Origin of the sequence: Leptospira adleri, assembly GCF_002811985.1 — a bacterium.
GTDB lineage: Bacteria > Spirochaetota > Leptospiria > Leptospirales > Leptospiraceae > Leptospira > Leptospira adleri.
The window spans coordinates 26,972-42,500 of record NZ_NPDU01000034.1 but is presented as its reverse complement, the minus strand read 5'-3'; the positions used below and the strand labels follow the sequence as shown (position 1 = coordinate 42,500).

At 43.7% G+C, this 15,529-nt stretch carries 18 protein-coding genes (1 of these 18 only partly in view); 11 read left to right on the top strand and 7 right to left on the bottom strand.

Annotation, left to right across the window (positions count from 1 at the left end; all coding sequences use genetic code 11):
• Positions 1-111 carry the 3' portion of a polyamine aminopropyltransferase gene (gene speE, locus CH376_RS13815; RefSeq protein ID WP_100786140.1) on the top strand. It extends 732 nt beyond the left edge of the window, so only the last 111 of its 843 coding nucleotides appear in the window; its start codon lies beyond the left edge, outside the window; its stop codon occupies positions 109-111.
• A gap of 24 nt (positions 112-135) precedes the next feature.
• Positions 136-951, top strand: a complete 816-nt coding sequence (pyrF, locus tag CH376_RS13810; protein WP_100786190.1) for an orotidine-5'-phosphate decarboxylase — start codon at positions 136-138, stop codon at positions 949-951.
• A 304-nt stretch (positions 952-1,255) separates the two neighbouring features.
• On the opposite strand, the gene CH376_RS13805 is transcribed toward pyrF, so the two are convergent.
• On the bottom strand, positions 1,256-1,984 hold the full coding sequence (locus CH376_RS13805; protein WP_100786141.1) for a hypothetical protein: 729 nt from the start codon (positions 1,982-1,984) through the stop codon (positions 1,256-1,258).
• A 503-nt stretch (positions 1,985-2,487) separates the two neighbouring features.
• Between CH376_RS13805 and CH376_RS13800 the strand changes: the two genes are divergently transcribed.
• The 7 genes from CH376_RS13800 to CH376_RS13770 all read left to right on the top strand — a co-directional run bounded on the left by CH376_RS13800 (position 2,488) and on the right by CH376_RS13770 (position 9,034).
• Positions 2,488-2,949 carry a YqaA family protein gene (locus CH376_RS13800; RefSeq protein WP_100786142.1) on the top strand — a complete coding sequence of 154 codons (462 nt, stop codon included), beginning with the start codon at positions 2,488-2,490 and terminating at the stop codon, positions 2,947-2,949.
• A gap of 138 nt (positions 2,950-3,087) precedes the next feature.
• The gene (locus tag CH376_RS13795; RefSeq protein ID WP_100786143.1) at positions 3,088-4,446 is read left to right on the top strand and encodes an NAD(P)/FAD-dependent oxidoreductase; all 1,359 of its coding nucleotides are present in this window, start codon (positions 3,088-3,090) and stop codon (positions 4,444-4,446) included.
• Positions 4,443-5,219, top strand: a complete 777-nt coding sequence (locus CH376_RS13790; protein WP_207767182.1) for a DUF1365 domain-containing protein — start codon at positions 4,443-4,445, stop codon at positions 5,217-5,219. The genes CH376_RS13795 and CH376_RS13790 overlap by 4 nt, the downstream gene beginning before the upstream one ends.
• Entirely contained in the window at positions 5,203-6,501 is a 1,299-nt protein-coding gene (locus CH376_RS13785; protein WP_207767183.1) for an SAM-dependent methyltransferase, read from the top strand. Before CH376_RS13790 ends, CH376_RS13785 begins: the two co-directional genes overlap by 17 nt.
• Positions 6,502-6,544: 43 nt before the next feature.
• Complete coding sequence (locus CH376_RS13780) at positions 6,545-7,072, top strand: DUF2062 domain-containing protein (protein WP_100786145.1); 528 nt, start codon at positions 6,545-6,547, stop codon at positions 7,070-7,072.
• Positions 7,073-7,091: 19 nt separating this feature from the next.
• Complete coding sequence (locus CH376_RS13775; RefSeq protein ID WP_100786146.1) at positions 7,092-7,883, top strand: DUF1295 domain-containing protein; 792 nt, start codon at positions 7,092-7,094, stop codon at positions 7,881-7,883.
• A gap of 119 nt (positions 7,884-8,002) precedes the next feature.
• On the top strand, positions 8,003-9,034 hold the full coding sequence (locus CH376_RS13770) for an SAM-dependent methyltransferase (protein ID WP_100786147.1): 1,032 nt from the start codon (positions 8,003-8,005) through the stop codon (positions 9,032-9,034).
• A 450-nt stretch (positions 9,035-9,484) separates the two neighbouring features.
• Here the strand turns inward: CH376_RS13770 and CH376_RS13765 are convergent, their stop codons facing one another.
• The 6 genes from CH376_RS13765 to CH376_RS13740 form a co-directional block, all read right to left on the bottom strand.
• Positions 9,485-10,240 carry a hypothetical protein gene (locus CH376_RS13765; RefSeq protein WP_100786148.1) on the bottom strand — a complete coding sequence of 252 codons (756 nt, stop codon included), beginning with the start codon at positions 10,238-10,240 and terminating at the stop codon, positions 9,485-9,487.
• A 9-nt stretch (positions 10,241-10,249) separates the two neighbouring features.
• A complete protein-coding gene (locus CH376_RS13760) occupies positions 10,250-10,456 on the bottom strand; it encodes a hypothetical protein (protein ID WP_100786149.1) in 207 nt (68 codons plus the stop codon).
• A gap of 54 nt (positions 10,457-10,510) precedes the next feature.
• Complete coding sequence (locus CH376_RS13755; protein ID WP_243394751.1) at positions 10,511-11,014, bottom strand: hypothetical protein; 504 nt, start codon at positions 11,012-11,014, stop codon at positions 10,511-10,513.
• A gap of 82 nt (positions 11,015-11,096) precedes the next feature.
• Complete coding sequence (locus tag CH376_RS13750; protein ID WP_100786193.1) at positions 11,097-12,218, bottom strand: KamA family radical SAM protein; 1,122 nt, start codon at positions 12,216-12,218, stop codon at positions 11,097-11,099.
• A gap of 304 nt (positions 12,219-12,522) precedes the next feature.
• Positions 12,523-12,849, bottom strand: a complete 327-nt coding sequence (locus CH376_RS13745) for a hypothetical protein (RefSeq protein WP_100786150.1) — start codon at positions 12,847-12,849, stop codon at positions 12,523-12,525.
• A gap of 77 nt (positions 12,850-12,926) precedes the next feature.
• Entirely contained in the window at positions 12,927-13,835 is a 909-nt protein-coding gene (locus CH376_RS13740) for a phosphate ABC transporter substrate-binding protein (RefSeq protein WP_100786151.1), read from the bottom strand.
• A 574-nt stretch (positions 13,836-14,409) separates the two neighbouring features.
• On the opposite strand from CH376_RS13740, the gene efp reads away from it, so the two are divergent.
• Positions 14,410-14,976, top strand: coding sequence for an elongation factor P (gene efp / locus CH376_RS13735; RefSeq protein ID WP_100786152.1), 567 nt, complete (start codon positions 14,410-14,412; stop codon positions 14,974-14,976).
• A 19-nt stretch (positions 14,977-14,995) separates the two neighbouring features.
• Positions 14,996-15,529 carry a 1,2-dihydroxy-3-keto-5-methylthiopentene dioxygenase gene (locus tag CH376_RS13730; RefSeq protein ID WP_100786153.1) on the top strand — a complete coding sequence of 178 codons (534 nt, stop codon included), beginning with the start codon at positions 14,996-14,998 and terminating at the stop codon, positions 15,527-15,529.

The following is a 15,529-nucleotide window of genomic DNA, read 5'->3' as shown; positions in this document are numbered from 1 at the left end:
GTTCCGGATCCTAAAAGAGTTCCGCAAGGATTGAAGTATTATTCCGCCGAAATGCATAAGGCTGCGTTTGTGCTTCCGCAATTTGCACAGAAACATATCGTTCGCAAATAAGATCGTTTGTCCGGGGGAGGGGCGATGAATTTTCAAAGTAAATTCCTGACCCGGAGCCGATCTCTCAAATCTCTTCTTTGTGTCGGGCTCGACCCCGACTACTGCAAACTTCCCGAAATGATTAAGCGAAGTCCTGAACCTCTTGTTCATTTCTGTCGCGAGATCATCGATGCCACGGCGCCTTACGCGGTAGCATACAAGCCGAACATCGCCTTCTTCGAAGTTTTCGGATCTTCGGGGATCAGACAGTTCGAAAAAGTGATCGGACATCTCAAAAGTAATTATCCCGAGATCCCGATCGTCGCCGATATCAAACGCGGAGATTTGGATAACACGGCGAGACAATACGCTCGATACTATTTCGGGGATCTTCAAGTAGACAGTCTCACGCTTTCTCCTTACATGGGACTCGATTCTCTTCGTCCGTTTTTGGAATATCAGGATCATCTTGTCTTCTGGCTTTGTCTGACTTCCAATCCGGACTCGGCTCAATTTCAGAAAAAAAGATTTTCCGAAACCGGAAGAACTCTCTATGAAGAAGTGGCTTACGTTGCCAATTCGATCTCGCCGCTCAATCTCGGTTTTGTTGTGGGCGCAACCAATCCCCAGGAACTTGAAACTCTTCGTAAACAAAATCCGGATCGTATTTTTTTGATTCCGGGTTTTGGAGCGCAAGGTGCGAAACTGGAGGACTTACTTCCGGTCTGCGGAACCAATTCGCTTATCAATTCTTCTCGCGGAATTCACTTTGCCTCGAGCGGTTTGGACTTTGCGAGCCGCGCCGGACTGGAAGCCGAGAAGATTCACAAGTCGATGCAGACATATTTTTCGCGATCCTAATTTTCGTATCTCCGTCGACTTCGATCGGTATAAAATGAGAATTCGATTTTGAAAAATTTTTTCAGGCTGATCGGATCGTAAGGTTGCCGCTTACGGTTCTTGCTCCGGCTCTTACTCGCGGTCTTATCAAAGAAGTTATCGAATTCCCATGCGTAATAAGGCGTTCATTCAAAAGATAAGAATCTCCGATCCTCAACTGAATTGATCTTTGTCCACGAATGTCGTTCAAGCTCAGGAAGAAGAATCGCAAACTTCTTCTTCCTAAATCTAAAGAAATTATTATATCGGTTTCGTTTCGTCCGGTTTAGAACGAGGACAAACTCGTAATCGGCTCTTCTTTTTTTGTCGGACTTTCGTCTCCCCCGAAATGAAAGCCGACACCGACCATACCGGAATATTCGTTGTAATTGACTCTCAAATCTCTAACGTAATATCTGTTGATCGCGGAACCTTCCGCCTCTGAGAAAATGAAAAAACGATCGAAGTTGATCTTAAATCCTAAGCGGGCAAAACCGCGGTACGATGCAAACCTATCAAATCCGGTCGTTCCCGCCCCGATGGAAATATACGGGTCGAATGTTTTTCCCGGTCTCATGTGAAACGTGGGACCGATATCGAGGAATGTTAGCGAAAAATTGTTCCTATCTCGGAGCGGATCTCCGGCCGCGACAAACGCGTTATATATGGTTTCATTTGACAGATTTCCGTTTCTGCCGATGTTTATGTAGGTCAGATACGGAAGGATATGGTCTGCATGTGACGGAACGCTCAGAGAGAATATTTTGTGAGTAATCCCGAACTCGAAACCGAAGTAACGGGGATTGTATTCTGCGGAGAGTCGATAGTTATTGGTCTTTCCTTCGTTCTCTTTGTATTTAACGTCCTCCGCGCGTCCGATTCCTCCTCCGATTTTCAAGGACCAGGGTGCGTATTGCGCGGAAATTTTTTCCGATTCGCCTTCGCCAAAGACGGCTATGCCGGGATATATGGCGCAGGCCAGTCCTATTAGTAAAACAGAATATTCCTTTCTCATGTTGTCTTCCTCGTTGTGTTTGATGTGTCTAGGACCGGGAAGTGTTTAAAAACGGTTCCGAACGATGTAGGATATTTCTACTTACAGGTGTCTTATGATAATAAGATGCGGGATTTGTATTTTACTAAAAAGTATCGGGCCCAGAAGACGCAAAAATAATACATTAACAATTTATAATGTATTAAATGGTAAGCGAAATAAAATAAGATTCCCGAAGGAGCTCCGTGCGGATTCGGCATGCTTTTGAAAACTAAAGTGCGTGACTTGTAACCATAGGGCCGGACTTTTGAAATATCGAAAACCGCTGTTTAAATTTTCAATGACGTATATATATATCCCTTTTGGTTCTTTAGTGGTATAAGATCAAATAGTGGAATGTATGGTTCCACATCGAAAGAAGAATCGGATTCATTTTCGGATATAGGATTCCGATTTTTTTGAAAAGAATGGAACGAAAACCGCGTCTATAAGATCGGTTTTATCGAGTGAAATAGGAATCTCGAATGCCAGAACCAAACTTTTGGGAAATGCTAACAAGACTGATCCCTCTCTACGGAGGGCCGGGTCTCGCTATCGTTTCTTTCGCGGCCGCGACCATCCTCCCATTCAGTTCGGAGGCCGCACTCGTTTTCGCCATTGTCTCAGGACTTTCCATCAAGGAAGCCGTCTTATGGGCGTCGATAGGTAATTGTTCCGCATGCGCGGTCAATTATGGATTGGGAATTTGGTTTCGGTCCGGAGTGGAGAATAAGATCGAAACGTCCAAGCTCTATTCTTATATCGCGCTCAAAATGCAAACCTGGGGTCATTTCGTATTAGCGCTTTCGTTTCTTCCGGTTGTTGGAGATCCGATTACAATTCTTTCCGGATTTTTTAAGCAAAGATTATCTTATTTTATTCCGATTGTGTTCACTCTTCGTATCGCTCGTTACATCGTTCTCGCTTACAGTTTTGTGAACGCTTGATCTCATTCCAAAAAGATGAAATGCTTGTTTCTTTATGAATTACAAGTGAAATGAAATTGAAATTAATTTTGGAAAGTTTTTTTTACATCCGAACGTATTCTTCCTGTCTATTATACACAAAGAAAGGACGGGTAGTTCTTGAAAAAGAATTTGAAAAAGAAAACCGGAGATTCGGTTTCTAAAAAGAAAAATTCTGGGAAAAAAAAATCCACCCAGATCGAAACTAAAAAGAAGAAAGAATCCTTAGCAATCATAGGAACCGGAATCGCGGGGATGGGTTGCGCTCATTTCCTGCAAAAGGAATTCGATCTTACGATTTTTGAAAAAGGATCTTATATCGGCGGACATACGAATACCGTGGAAGTCGAGGAAGACGGGAAAAATATCCCGATCGATACGGGTTTTATCGTGTTCAATCACGTTACGTATCCCAATCTCAAACGGCTCTTTGAAGAGTTGAAAGTCCCCACAAAAAAATCTTCGATGTCTTTTAGCGTTCAACACGTACCCGAAGGATTGGAGTTTTGCGGTTCCGGCATCAACGGACTTTTCGCTCAGAGAAAGAATTTTCTTAACTTTCGGTTTTTAAGACTTTTATACAATATCAATCGGTTCAACAACGAAGCGCCGCGAATATTAGGAAATTCTAAATATAAGTCATTTACTCTCGAAGAGTATATGACTAAGGAAGGGTTTCATCGCGATCTTTTGGATTTCTATCTCGTTCCGATGAGTTCCGCCGTTTGGTCCACACCCGACGATCTTATGCTTCAGTTCCCCGCTTACGGATTGGTGAATTTCTTTTTGAACCACGGCTTCATGGGTTTGAATACGCAACATCAATGGTACACGGTTCACGGGGGTTCGAGGGAATACGTCAAACGTTTAACCGCTCCCATCCTGGATCGTTTTCAATTGAATTCCGAAGTCCGATCGGTCGAAAACGTCGGCGAGAAAGTCAGAGTCACGTTAAAGAACGGGAAATCGAGCATATTCGATAAGGTGATTCTCGCGACACACGGGGACATTTCCCTCAAACTTCTGAAAAGCCCGACCCGCTTGCAAAAGGAGCTGTTGCAAGAATTCAAATACCAGAAGAATATCGCGACCTTGCATACGGACGACGTATCGATGCCGAAGACGAAACTTTCTTGGTCTTCTTGGAACTATCGTATTGAAAAGGTGAACGGACAAGACCGCGCCTTTACGGTATATTGGATGAATTCCTTGCAGAACGTATCTCAAAAAAAGAATTATTACGTTTCGATCAACGATCCCGGAACGGTGGATCGGAAAAAGATCATGCAAGAAATTGAATATGAACACCCTCTGTTCACCGTAGGATCTTTAAACGCACAAAGCCGTTTGCCGGAACTCAATCGGGAAGGAAACGTATTTTTCTGTGGGAGTTATTTTCGGAACGGATTTCACGAGGACGGGCTTTGGTCTGCGAGAGAATTGAGCGAAACTTTATTGGGTAGGAAGGTCTGGGATTGAATTCTTGCATCTATCAGGCAAAAGTTATGCACGATCGCAGGTTCCCGAAGAAGAATACTTTCCGATACGGGATATTCACATTTGGCCTGGATCTTGACGAATTGCAGTCTTTGGACAAAAACTTTCGACTTTTCGGAGTGGATCGAAGAGCGCTCTTTCAGTTTTCCGCGAAGGATCACCTCGACTTCGGTAAATCTTCCGTGAAGGAAAATATTTTAGAATATCTAAGACAAAACGGAGTTTCCGAACCTGTCGGAAGGATTGTCCTAATCACGAACGTTCGTGTTTTAGGTTATGTTTTTAATCCGGTTTCGTTTTATTTTTTCTATGACGAAAGAGAAGAGCCTATTTGCGCCGTCGCAGAAGTGGGAAATACTTTTGGAGAACAAAAACCTTTTATTTTAGGAAAGGATACTTGGAAGGACGGGGCCTTTCGTTTAAAAACAGGAAAATTCTTCTACGTATCTCCCTTCGTGGATTTGACTTCCGAGTTTGAATTCACGTTGAGGCCGTCGCAGGAAAGATTGAATATCCGCATCGACGCGATAGAAAACGGAAGGACGGTCATGGTGACGACCTACACCGGAACTAAATTAGAGATTTCCGATATATCTTTATTAAAAATGTTTTTCCGATATCCGCTCGTAACGGTCAAAGTAATCGTTCTGATTCACTGGCAGGCTTTGAAATTATATCTGAAAGGTCTGCCTTTTATAAAAAAACAAAACAACATAGATTTACAAAAAGGAGTTCATCTTGGAAAGAACCACTGAGTCCAATATAAAATTTCAAGATTCGGAAATGACGATCACTCCGGCCGAATCCGGCTCGTTCGGATTTTATAAGAACCTTTTTTTTAGGGCCTTGTCCCCAATGCAAAAAGGTTCGATCCGGTTGGTGTTGCCTAACGGAGAAAAGGCCTATCTTGGAAATCCGCAAAGCGACGATCCGCCAGAATTTCATAAGGGAATCGTGCACATTCACAATCCGATCTTTTTTAAGAAAACGGTCCTGAATGGAGATCTTGGTTTTTCCGAATCTTATATGGACGGTGATTGGGATACGGACGATATCCGGACCGTCATATCCTGGTTCATTTACAATTTGGAAAATTCACCTTCGGTAAGCGGAAGTAAGAATCGTTTTGCGCACTTGAGTCTGACGAACATCGGAAGCCGGCTCCTGCATCTCTTTCGTAGAAATTCGATTAAAGGAAGTAAGAAGAATATAGTGGATCATTACGACCTCGGGAACGAATTCTATAATAAATTTTTAGATCCAACGATGACTTATTCCTGCGCTTACTTTCAAACAATGGAAGAAAGTTTGGAAAAAGCCCAACTTGCAAAGTTAGAAATTCTTTGTAAAAAACTTAGGTTGAAATCGACGGATCACCTTTTGGAAATCGGCACGGGTTGGGCGGGACTATCCACTTATGCGGCGAAGAATTACGGCTGCAAGGTGACCACCTATACGATTTCGGAGGAGCAATATCGTTATGCGATCGAGAAGATCCAATCGGAAGGTTTGTCCGATCGAGTCGAAGTGAGAAAGGACGACTATCGAAAGATCCAAGGCTCCTATGATAAACTGGTGACGGTGGAAATGTTGGAGGCAGTAGGGCACGAATACTTCGAGGATTTTTTCGCGATGTGCAACCGTGTTTTAAAAAAGGACGGGATCATGGTTCATCAGATCATAACCAGTCCGGATGCGAGATACGAATCCTTTCGTAAAGGCGTGGACTTCATACAGAAGCATATTTTTCCGGGTTCGCTCCTTCCTTCGATCGCGAGAATCAACCAAGCGATCAATAAGACCGGCGACTTTCATCTCTATTCTCTCGAAGATATCGGAATCAAATACGATCATACGCTCATGACTTGGCTGAAGGGATTTGATTCCAATATCGCTTTGATTAGAGATATGGGTTTTAGCGAATCGTTTATTCGGAAATGGAGATACTATTTTTCATACTGTGCCGCGGCGTTCTCGATGAAAAATATCAGCGTGGTTCAAGTCGTTTATACGAGACCGAATAATCTCACGCTTTGAAAAATAGATTTCAAAAGGAGAATTCAACGGGAATGGTGAGAATATCGTGAAAGAAACAAATTCTCATCCAACCCGAAAATCCATTTTTCATTTTTTAAAACACTTCGCGCCTAAGAACGTTTTCGAAATTATCAAGAGGGAATTGAAGTCCGGGATTACTCCCGAAAAGATCACCTTGAGCATAGTCGTAGGCGCGGGTTTCGGAGTTTTTCCGTTGATCGGAACGACGATGACGATCTGTGGACTTTTGGGAGTTCTTCTAAGATTGAATCCGGTCACGATTCAACTGGCGAATTATCTGGTTTATCCTTTGCAGATACTTTTGATATTTCCGTTTTTGAAAACCGGCTCCGGTATTTTGGGAATTCCTTTGGATCTGCATTGGGCGGAGAATATTAGCGTCGAGAATATTTCCGAAATTGCAAAGGGGATTTTCGACGTTGCCGGTTTTGCGGTCCTCGGATGGTTTCTATGGGTTCCGGCGGTCTCGCTGATTCTCTACTTCTTACTTTTACCCTTTATGAGAAGAGCTGAGAAACTATTCGATTCGAAGAAGAAAGAAAATAAATAATTTAGGAAGTCGTAAGTTCATGCTCCTGCAAGTTTTAACTCTCATGTTATCCGCCTGGGCGGCGGTGTTTCTTTTGATGACGGTACTTTGGTGGTTCGGTAAACGAGCTAACAATTACGCGATCGTGGACGTGGGTTGGGGACTTTGTATTTCCACGGCGGCGATTGTTTACTATTGGTTAGGCGACGGTTTCCCTTTGAGGACGGCGCAAATCACTGCGATCGTCGCATTCTGGGGATGGAGACTTTCTCTTTTTATCCTGATCACAAGAGTTTTTTCAGGACACGAAGATCCGCGTTATACGGCCTTTCGCGCCGAATATGGAGACCAAGTGGATAGAAAGTTTTTTACGAACATCTTTCAATTTCAGGGAATTCTCGCGGTACTTTTGAGTCTTCCGTTCGTATTTCCGAATATCAACGATAATCCGAATACGAATCGTTTCGAAATATTTGCGATGGCGCTTTTCGTCGTTGCCGTGTTAGGCGAGGCCTGGGCCGACTTTCAGCTCAACGAGTTTAAGAAAAATCAGGAGAACAAGGGAAAAGTTTGCGACGTAGGATTGTGGAGATATTCGAGACATCCGAATTATTTTTTCGAATGGCTGATTTGGATTGCCTTTGCGGTGTTTGCGCTCGGTTCTCCATACGGCTGGATCGGCTTGATTTCTCCGATCGTCATGTTTATCCTTCTTACAAAGGTAACCGGGGTTCCTCTGAACGAAGTAGGGCAATTAAAGTCGAAAGGCGAATTGTATAAGGAATACATCCGGAAAACGAACTCGTTTTTTCCGTGGTTCCCGAAATCTTAGGTCGGAAAAGAAAGTGAACGGCCGATCGCGGAGCAAACGTTCTCGCGTTGCTTTTCCGAAGCGACCTTGCGGTTTTAGAACATTCTAAAAATAGAATATAACAAAAAGGATATTCTTTCATGAAATGGATTTACGATCTAATGGAAAAGGATTTTTTCCCGCACTGGCTGATTCGAGTTCGAATCCGCCAGTTATTAAAACAACGTTTGAGAGACGAAGACAAAGGATCTCTTGAAAACAATCAGAAACATCTGATGGAATACGTGAATACCCTAAAAAAATCTCCCATCGCGATTCACACGGGTGCGGCTAACGAGCAACACTACGAAGTTCCCTCCGAATTCTTCAAGCTCGTGATGGGAAAACACATGAAATACAGTTCCGGTTATTGGGAGACGAAAGATACTTCCTTTGACGAATCGGAAAGAAGAATGCTCGAGATCACCTGCGAAAGGGCGCAGATAGAAAACGGGATGAGCGTTCTTGATCTCGGATGCGGATGGGGATCTTTGTCGCTTTTTATGGCGGAGCGGTTTCCAAAATCTTCGATTACCGGAGTTTCCAATTCGAAAAGTCAGAAAAAATTTATCGACGGAGAGGCCAAAAAAAGAGGGCTCAAAAATCTAACCATTCTCACCGCCGATATGAACGAGTTTAAGATCGCGAAGAAGTTCGATCGTTTGGTTTCCGTCGAAATGCTGGAGCACATGAAAAATTATGAGCGTCTCTTCGAGAAATTTTCCGGGTTTCTAAAACCGAACGGTCTCTTCTTCGTTCATATTTTTACTCATCATAAGTTTGCGTATGCTTTTGAAGTGGTGGACGATACGGATTGGATGTCTAAATATTTTTTCACCGGCGGACAAATGCCTTCCCACGATTTGTTTTTGTATTTTCAGAAGGATTTTCAAATTCAAAATCAGTGGGTCGTAAACGGCAATCACTACGCGAAAACTTCGGAAGCATGGCTCGAAGGAATGCTTCGAAACAAGTACGAGATCACAAGGATTCTTTCCGCGACCTACGGCTCCGATCAAGCGCTCAAATGGTTCGTCTACTGGAAGGTTTTCTTTATGGCTTGCGCCGAACTCTGGAAATACCGCAACGGAGAAGAATGGATCGTGTCGCATTATCTTTTTTCGAAACGTTAGCCGAAACTGCGATAGCCCGAGGTTGACGGCATTTTTGAGCGGTGATTTTCGGAACCCGGACCATCCAATCTATCAGGTTTTCCGAGAATCCGCTATCACAAGCAGTCGTTTGGAATAATCCTTGAAACGGACTTCAAGTCCGTTCTCAAGGATTATAAAAAATTTCTTTTAAACCAATCTTGAAAGAGAATAAAGTTCCGCTTTTCATTCGAAAGTCAAATGCCCTTCCCAAAGAAAAGAGAACTTTCCAGCAAATTGGAAGCGATTCGGCGCTCAAGGAAATGGATTTTTGTAGGAGTTCCTACGTTGAATTTATTACTTGCAAAAAGTAGATTTTTCTGATAGAGAAAAGTCACCCGAGTCTTCCACCACCCACCCCTCCACCCAAGATCAGGGTGGGGCGCGCGGGTTTCACGGACGGACGTCGTCGTAACAACGACGGAATTCTTCTCAATAATTCAATTTGAGAATTTTGATTTCTTTTTCTTCGAAACGAATCGTATCTTTGAGAGTTTGAAACTTCTCTGCGGAAAAATGATTTTGGTGATTCCTGATTTCGGTCTTTAACTTCAGAATTTCCTCATAAAGATTCAAAATTTCTAAAGTGTTCTCGGTTGCTTCCTTTTTGTAAAGATCGCGAACCATCGAAATCAGTCTCGAAGGGATATCGGCGTGAACGACTTCGATCCAACTCAAATCCTCGATTTCTCTGAAGATCCAATTTTGCAGATAAAGAGCCACTAATCTCTCCATTCTCATGATCTCTTCTTTGGTGCTTCTTGGAGAAATGCTCTTATAAAAACGATATCTTTTTCGGAGATGTTTCCCGGTGGCAACCGAATCGATTGGGTTGGATTTGAGTTTGTTCCATTCTTCCACAAGAAGAGGGAAGTATTCTTTCCCGAAAAACGGTTCTCCCATTTCGCAGATATGAGTCGCGGAAGGTTCGAAGACGCGGAGCCTCGCTATAAAAGAATCCGTATCCGCCGTGACCAAATGTACGGGTGCGATTTCTTCGAGAGGACTCAAGATCGCGTTGATCTCCCGCAAGAACGTGCTCTTTAACTGATCGCTCGGATCGGCCAAAAGAAAAAAATTAAAATCGGACGAATCCCGGAAATCTCCCCTTTGTCTGGATCCATAATAAAGGATCTCGAACGGTTTTAGGGAAAATACGGTTTGCAGATTTTGTTTGATCGACTCCATCTTCCCTCTCTACTCAAAAAATAATTTCATTCTCGAAAGATTTTCCAGGATCGCGTCATACGCCCTGTCTCTTTCTTCCGGATTCCGAAACGGTAGGGATTTGATATGATTGAGATCGTTATAAATGATCTCAATCGCGTTCGAAGAGGGATTTTTTTTGATCGTGGATATATAATCCAGGTTGATAATTTCCGAATCTCCCAGCTTCAGCCACATGTCAGATCCTTGTAAGGGATAGAATATGGACCTGTACAGAATTGGTCAAGAAGACTAAAAAATTCTGAGTCCTTTACGGATATTTTCATGAAATTCTTTTCCGAGCGCCGCTGGAGAATCTCCGGTCTCGTTTTTTAGGTCCGTTTCAAAGACAAAAACAAAGGATTCCTTTTGCCATTCCCAACGAACGTAACATTTCCCGTTGTGAATTCCCGTCAGGACGCTGGCCCTGGAATCGTTCGGCATCGGGAAGTATTGATATTGTTTATTCTGGAGGGAATTCATTTCTTCCGAAGTCAAAAGGTGCTTAAAATCGATCTGATTGTCTTCCGTATAAGACGAAGCGCGCACCCGTTCGTATTTGCTTTGGGAAGAATTGATCTGAAATTCGTAGAATAACCCTCTGGCGAAGAGTTTCCCGGAGTTGAGGAGAGTTACCGCTTCGGAGGTTTCATAGACGACGTCGTAATTGAGTCTTAGATAGCGCGGAGTTTCGATCGAAGTTGATGCCCCTTTGCTCTCCGGAGTTTTGCATGTCGCAAAACAAAAACCGAGCATCCATAAACTCAGAAGAATCCTTTGAGTAATTCCCTTCGAGACCGCAAACTTTCGGTCTTCATTACAAAAAGAATTTCGAATATTAGTAACTGATTTCATAGAGGTCATCCTGGTAATTACGAAAGACGTAGGAATTTTCTTTCTTCTCCGCCAGATATTCCGCGGGCAGGGGAACCTTTCCTCCTCCGCCTGTGAGATCCACGACGTAAAGAGGAACGGAAAGTCCGGAAATTCTTCCCCGAATCTGTTTCATGATCTCGACGCCCTTTGCGATTTCGACTCGAAATCCTCCGCTTCCCCAGACTTCGTCGCACTGATGCAGGTAGTAGGGTTTGATCCCGATCGCCGTCAGACCGTAAAACAGTTCCTTCAGAATTTCAGGAGAATCGTTGATGCCTTTTAAAAGAACGCCTTGGTTGAGAACCATTACGTTCCCTTCTTGGATGAGAAGCGCGATTCTTTCCTTTACGAGAGGAGTGATTTCCTTCGGATGATTGAAGTGTGTGACTAAAAAAACAGGAAAGTGTTTTTTAAGAATTCCGCAAAGCGAAGAATCTATTCGCATCGGAAGCGTGACCGGATAACGGGTGTGAATTCTCACCTGATTGATATGCGAAATCGATTTGAGTTCGCCTAAGAGATAATCCAATCGATCGTTTGAAAGATTGAGCGGATCTCCTCCTGAAAGAATCACTTCTTTGATCTCCGTATGCGCTCTAAAATAAGCGAGGGCTTGGTCCCATTCTTCCTTGCCGGGTGTGTGAAAGGATTTACTCACCTTTCTTTTGCGGGTGCAGAATCTGCAATAGACCGCACAGACATGGGACAAATACCAGAGCGCTCGATCGTGATAACGGTGAGTGACTCCTTTGACCGGCATATTCGATTCTTCGGCGAGCGGATCCTGTCTTTCGAATCCGTTTCGGATCAATTCTTCTTCCTGAGGAACGATCTGAAGTCGGATCGGACATTTCGGATCGTCCGGGTCGGCGAGTTCCAGATAATAAGGAGTTACGGAGAATTCAAAAAACGCGGAACACGCGTCAAAGGAAAGTTTTTCTTTTTCGGTAAGTTTGATTCTGCGGGAAAGTTCTTCTTGTGTTTTGATCCGATTCTGAATCTGCCATTTCCAATTCAGCCACTCTTGCGGGCTTGTCGTCTGGCTTTGTAAGGTTGGAGTTTGAGTTTTGGAAAAAGTGGTCAGTGGAATTGCTCCGTGGCTCTTCTGAAATCCTCGAATCTTCGCGTCTTCCGTCAACTAAGAACTGAAATTCCGGATTCTTAAAAAAAGCCGGAAGGAGGACTTTCGAAACCTGCTTCCGGCCATCGTTTTATATTGCATCCCCGGTTTAGGACATTCTCACGTTTAGGAGATTCAGGACAAGAATGAGAATATTTCCGAAATGGAGATTCTGTGTGCGTCCGAGGAAGAAGTTTCTCTTTGCCCAAAGAAACGGCCGCCTTGCAACGGGGAGACTTACTCCCTGAATACAGAATTGAATGGTTCCTTAAACAGCCGTCGGTGGAGGTAGAGAAAGATAACGAAAGGAAAGAGAAACTCTACCGGAAATGATTTCGATTTTAGGGATGGTGCGATTGGGTAAGAATTTTCCGGAGAAACAATCCAGTCTTAGGAAATCGACTCGGCCCTTGTCGTCGTCTCCGAAGGAAATCCCTTTTGTAAATGGATTGGAAAACTGAGAAATACTCCCGGACTGGGCCTTAGCTCTTACAAGCGGTTTATAAGATTCTAATTTACTCTCCGCAAAACCGTCTGCAAGAAAACATCCAGCAACGATCAGCGCGGCGATTCCGAGTAAAGTACGGCGACCCATATAATCGATTAGATCCGGAAAATGTTGAAAATCAATCCTTTTCCTTTCAAAAAATTCCGGGATTCTAAAGTTTTATTCTATTTTTTAACTTCGACTTCCACGGTTGGAAGAGATCCGCGCAGATATCCGCTTTTTAAGATCGTCTTCTGTCCGTCTTCGCTCGTAACGTATGTGATAAAATCGTCGATTTTTTGTCCGTGGTCGGAAAGATAGAATAGATACAATCCTCTGGATAATTCGTATGTTCTGTTGTAGACGTTCTCGATACTCGGAACGACATAGGGTTCCTTTCCGGATAAAGAATATTCTAAGGCCCTTACCTTTCCCTTGTTCTCAAAGAGGGCGCTTCCCATTCCCATAAACCCGATCGCGTTCGGATCGGAATCGATCACGGAAGCCATCCCGTCGTTATCGGAAACGATTTTCGAATTTGGGGAATATTCCACATTCTTACGAGCCTCGTAATTTTTAGGGCCAAGGTCCTTTTGTTTTAATACGTGAGTTTCAAAGTAGGCGGCCGTTCCGGACTTGTCGTTTCGAATGACTACTTGAATCTTTCCCGCTTTTCCGCCGAGTTTTGACCAATCGGTGATCTCTCCGGAAAAAATCTTAGAAGCAGTTTCCAAACTGATTTTACGGACCGTGTTGGATGGATTGACGATGATCGCGATCCCGTCATAAGCCACCGCGAGAGATTCGAACTTCCCTCTGGAATCGAATTCTTTGAGTTCTTTTTCCGTAAGCGGTCGGCTCGCCGCGGCGATGTCGGTCTTCCCTTGGAATAATTTTTCGATTCCTTCGATGGATCCGCCTCCGTTTACGATCACTTGAGTGCCCGATTTTTTTCTGGAATATTCCAGTCCGATCATCTGCAGCATCACGTGCATCGTTTCGGATCCGGTCACCGTGATCGTTTCTTTCGGTTTGCAATTTCCCGTAAGCGCCGATAGAATGATTGCAAATAAGATAAGAGATTTTAATTTCATACGTCTGCTTTACGTTCCTACTTGAGTTCTCCGGGAGCGTGTTTTCGGTCTCAAAAAAGTCTATTACAATTCGAGCTTGAATTATTACAAATTGCACACGCTCTTCGATCGTTCCAGGAGCTCCGAAGAATGGATCCACAAAACTCTAATCCTTCTTGTGGTTTGCGCACTTTTCCATAAACTCTGTGGAATGGCTCCGGTCCGATGCATAACCCTTGCCTACAAGTTGAGAGGAGATGATACGACGAGGAGAATCATTCCCAAGAAGAGGTATTTGTAAGAGCTCCTACGTGGAACTTTTCGCTTGCGAAAAGTTTGATTTTGTGACAGAGGAAGGTCTCGCCGATTTTCCCGCCTCCGAAACTCAATGATTCGCTTACCACCCTTCGACCCAAAAATTCGGGGTGGGGCCGCGAATTTTATGGAAGAATTGTCTTAGTTCCGATGGATTTTCATAAGGTCCTCCGACGACTTCCGGAGAATGCTATGGATCGCGTGGTATGGCTTCTTTTTCTTGACAGGGGGCCTGTTTCAAAACAAATAGAAGGAGCGCAATCTATTCTTAGGAAAATCCATGACTCTTGGTATCACAGAAGTAAAAAAAGGGATGGTTCTCAAAGTGGAAGGGGATCTGTATTCGGTAGTAAAAACCGAGTTCGTAAACCCGGGTAAAGGCTCCGCTTTTATCAGAACAAAATTAAAGAACCTCACCAGAAATAGTTCCATCGAAAGAACCTTCAAAGCGGCGGAAAAATTAGAAAGTGTCGAGTTAGAAAAAAGAAATATGACCATCTGCTACACCGAAGGGGATGATATCATTTTTATGGATTCGAACGATTACGAGCAAATGCCCGTCTCCAAAGAATACGTGGAGGACATTCTTCCGTTTTTAAAAGAGGAAACCGCGATGGAAGTCACTTTCTACGAAGGGAAACCGATCGGAGTCATTCCTCCGAACTTCGCCATCTTGGAAGTCACTTATGCGGAAGAAGGTCTGAAAGGCGACACATCCGGGACCGCGCAAAAACGAGTCACCGTCGAAACAGGCGGTGAAATCAACGTTCCTATTTTCGTTAAGCAGGGCGACGTCGTAAAAATAGACCTGCGAGATCTCACTTACGTAGAAAGGGTCAACAAATAAAATCTGCGGAGTATCTGCTATGGCAACGATAGTAAGACAAAAAGGTCTGCCTGAAATCAAGGAGACAAACGAGGTAAAATCCTTTCTCAAAGAAAGAGGGATTGATTACGATCATTGGAAGGTTCCGGATAACGCGACCGAACTTACCAATAAGGAAGTTTTGGCGGACTCCGAAAAGGAAAATCTCCTAAGCAAACTCGACGATCGATTTCAAACCCTGAAAGAAAAAGAAGGATATCAGTCTCGGGATCTGATCGTGCTTCATCCGAACGTTTCCGGTTTAAACGAAATGCTCGCGAAGTTCGACCGCGTTCACTATCACACGGACGAAGAAGTTCGTTACATCGTGGACGGATCCGGAGTATTCGGATTCGCTCTCAAGGGTGAAAAATTCTTGGTTCACGTTGTTAAAGACGATTTCATTTCCGTTCCTAGAAATACCAATCACTGGTTTTATCTCGACGATCAAAAAAGAATCAAGGCAGTACGTTACTTCCAAGACATGAGCGGTTGGGTTCCCAATTACGTGGAAGAAACCAATTCCTTGGACTGA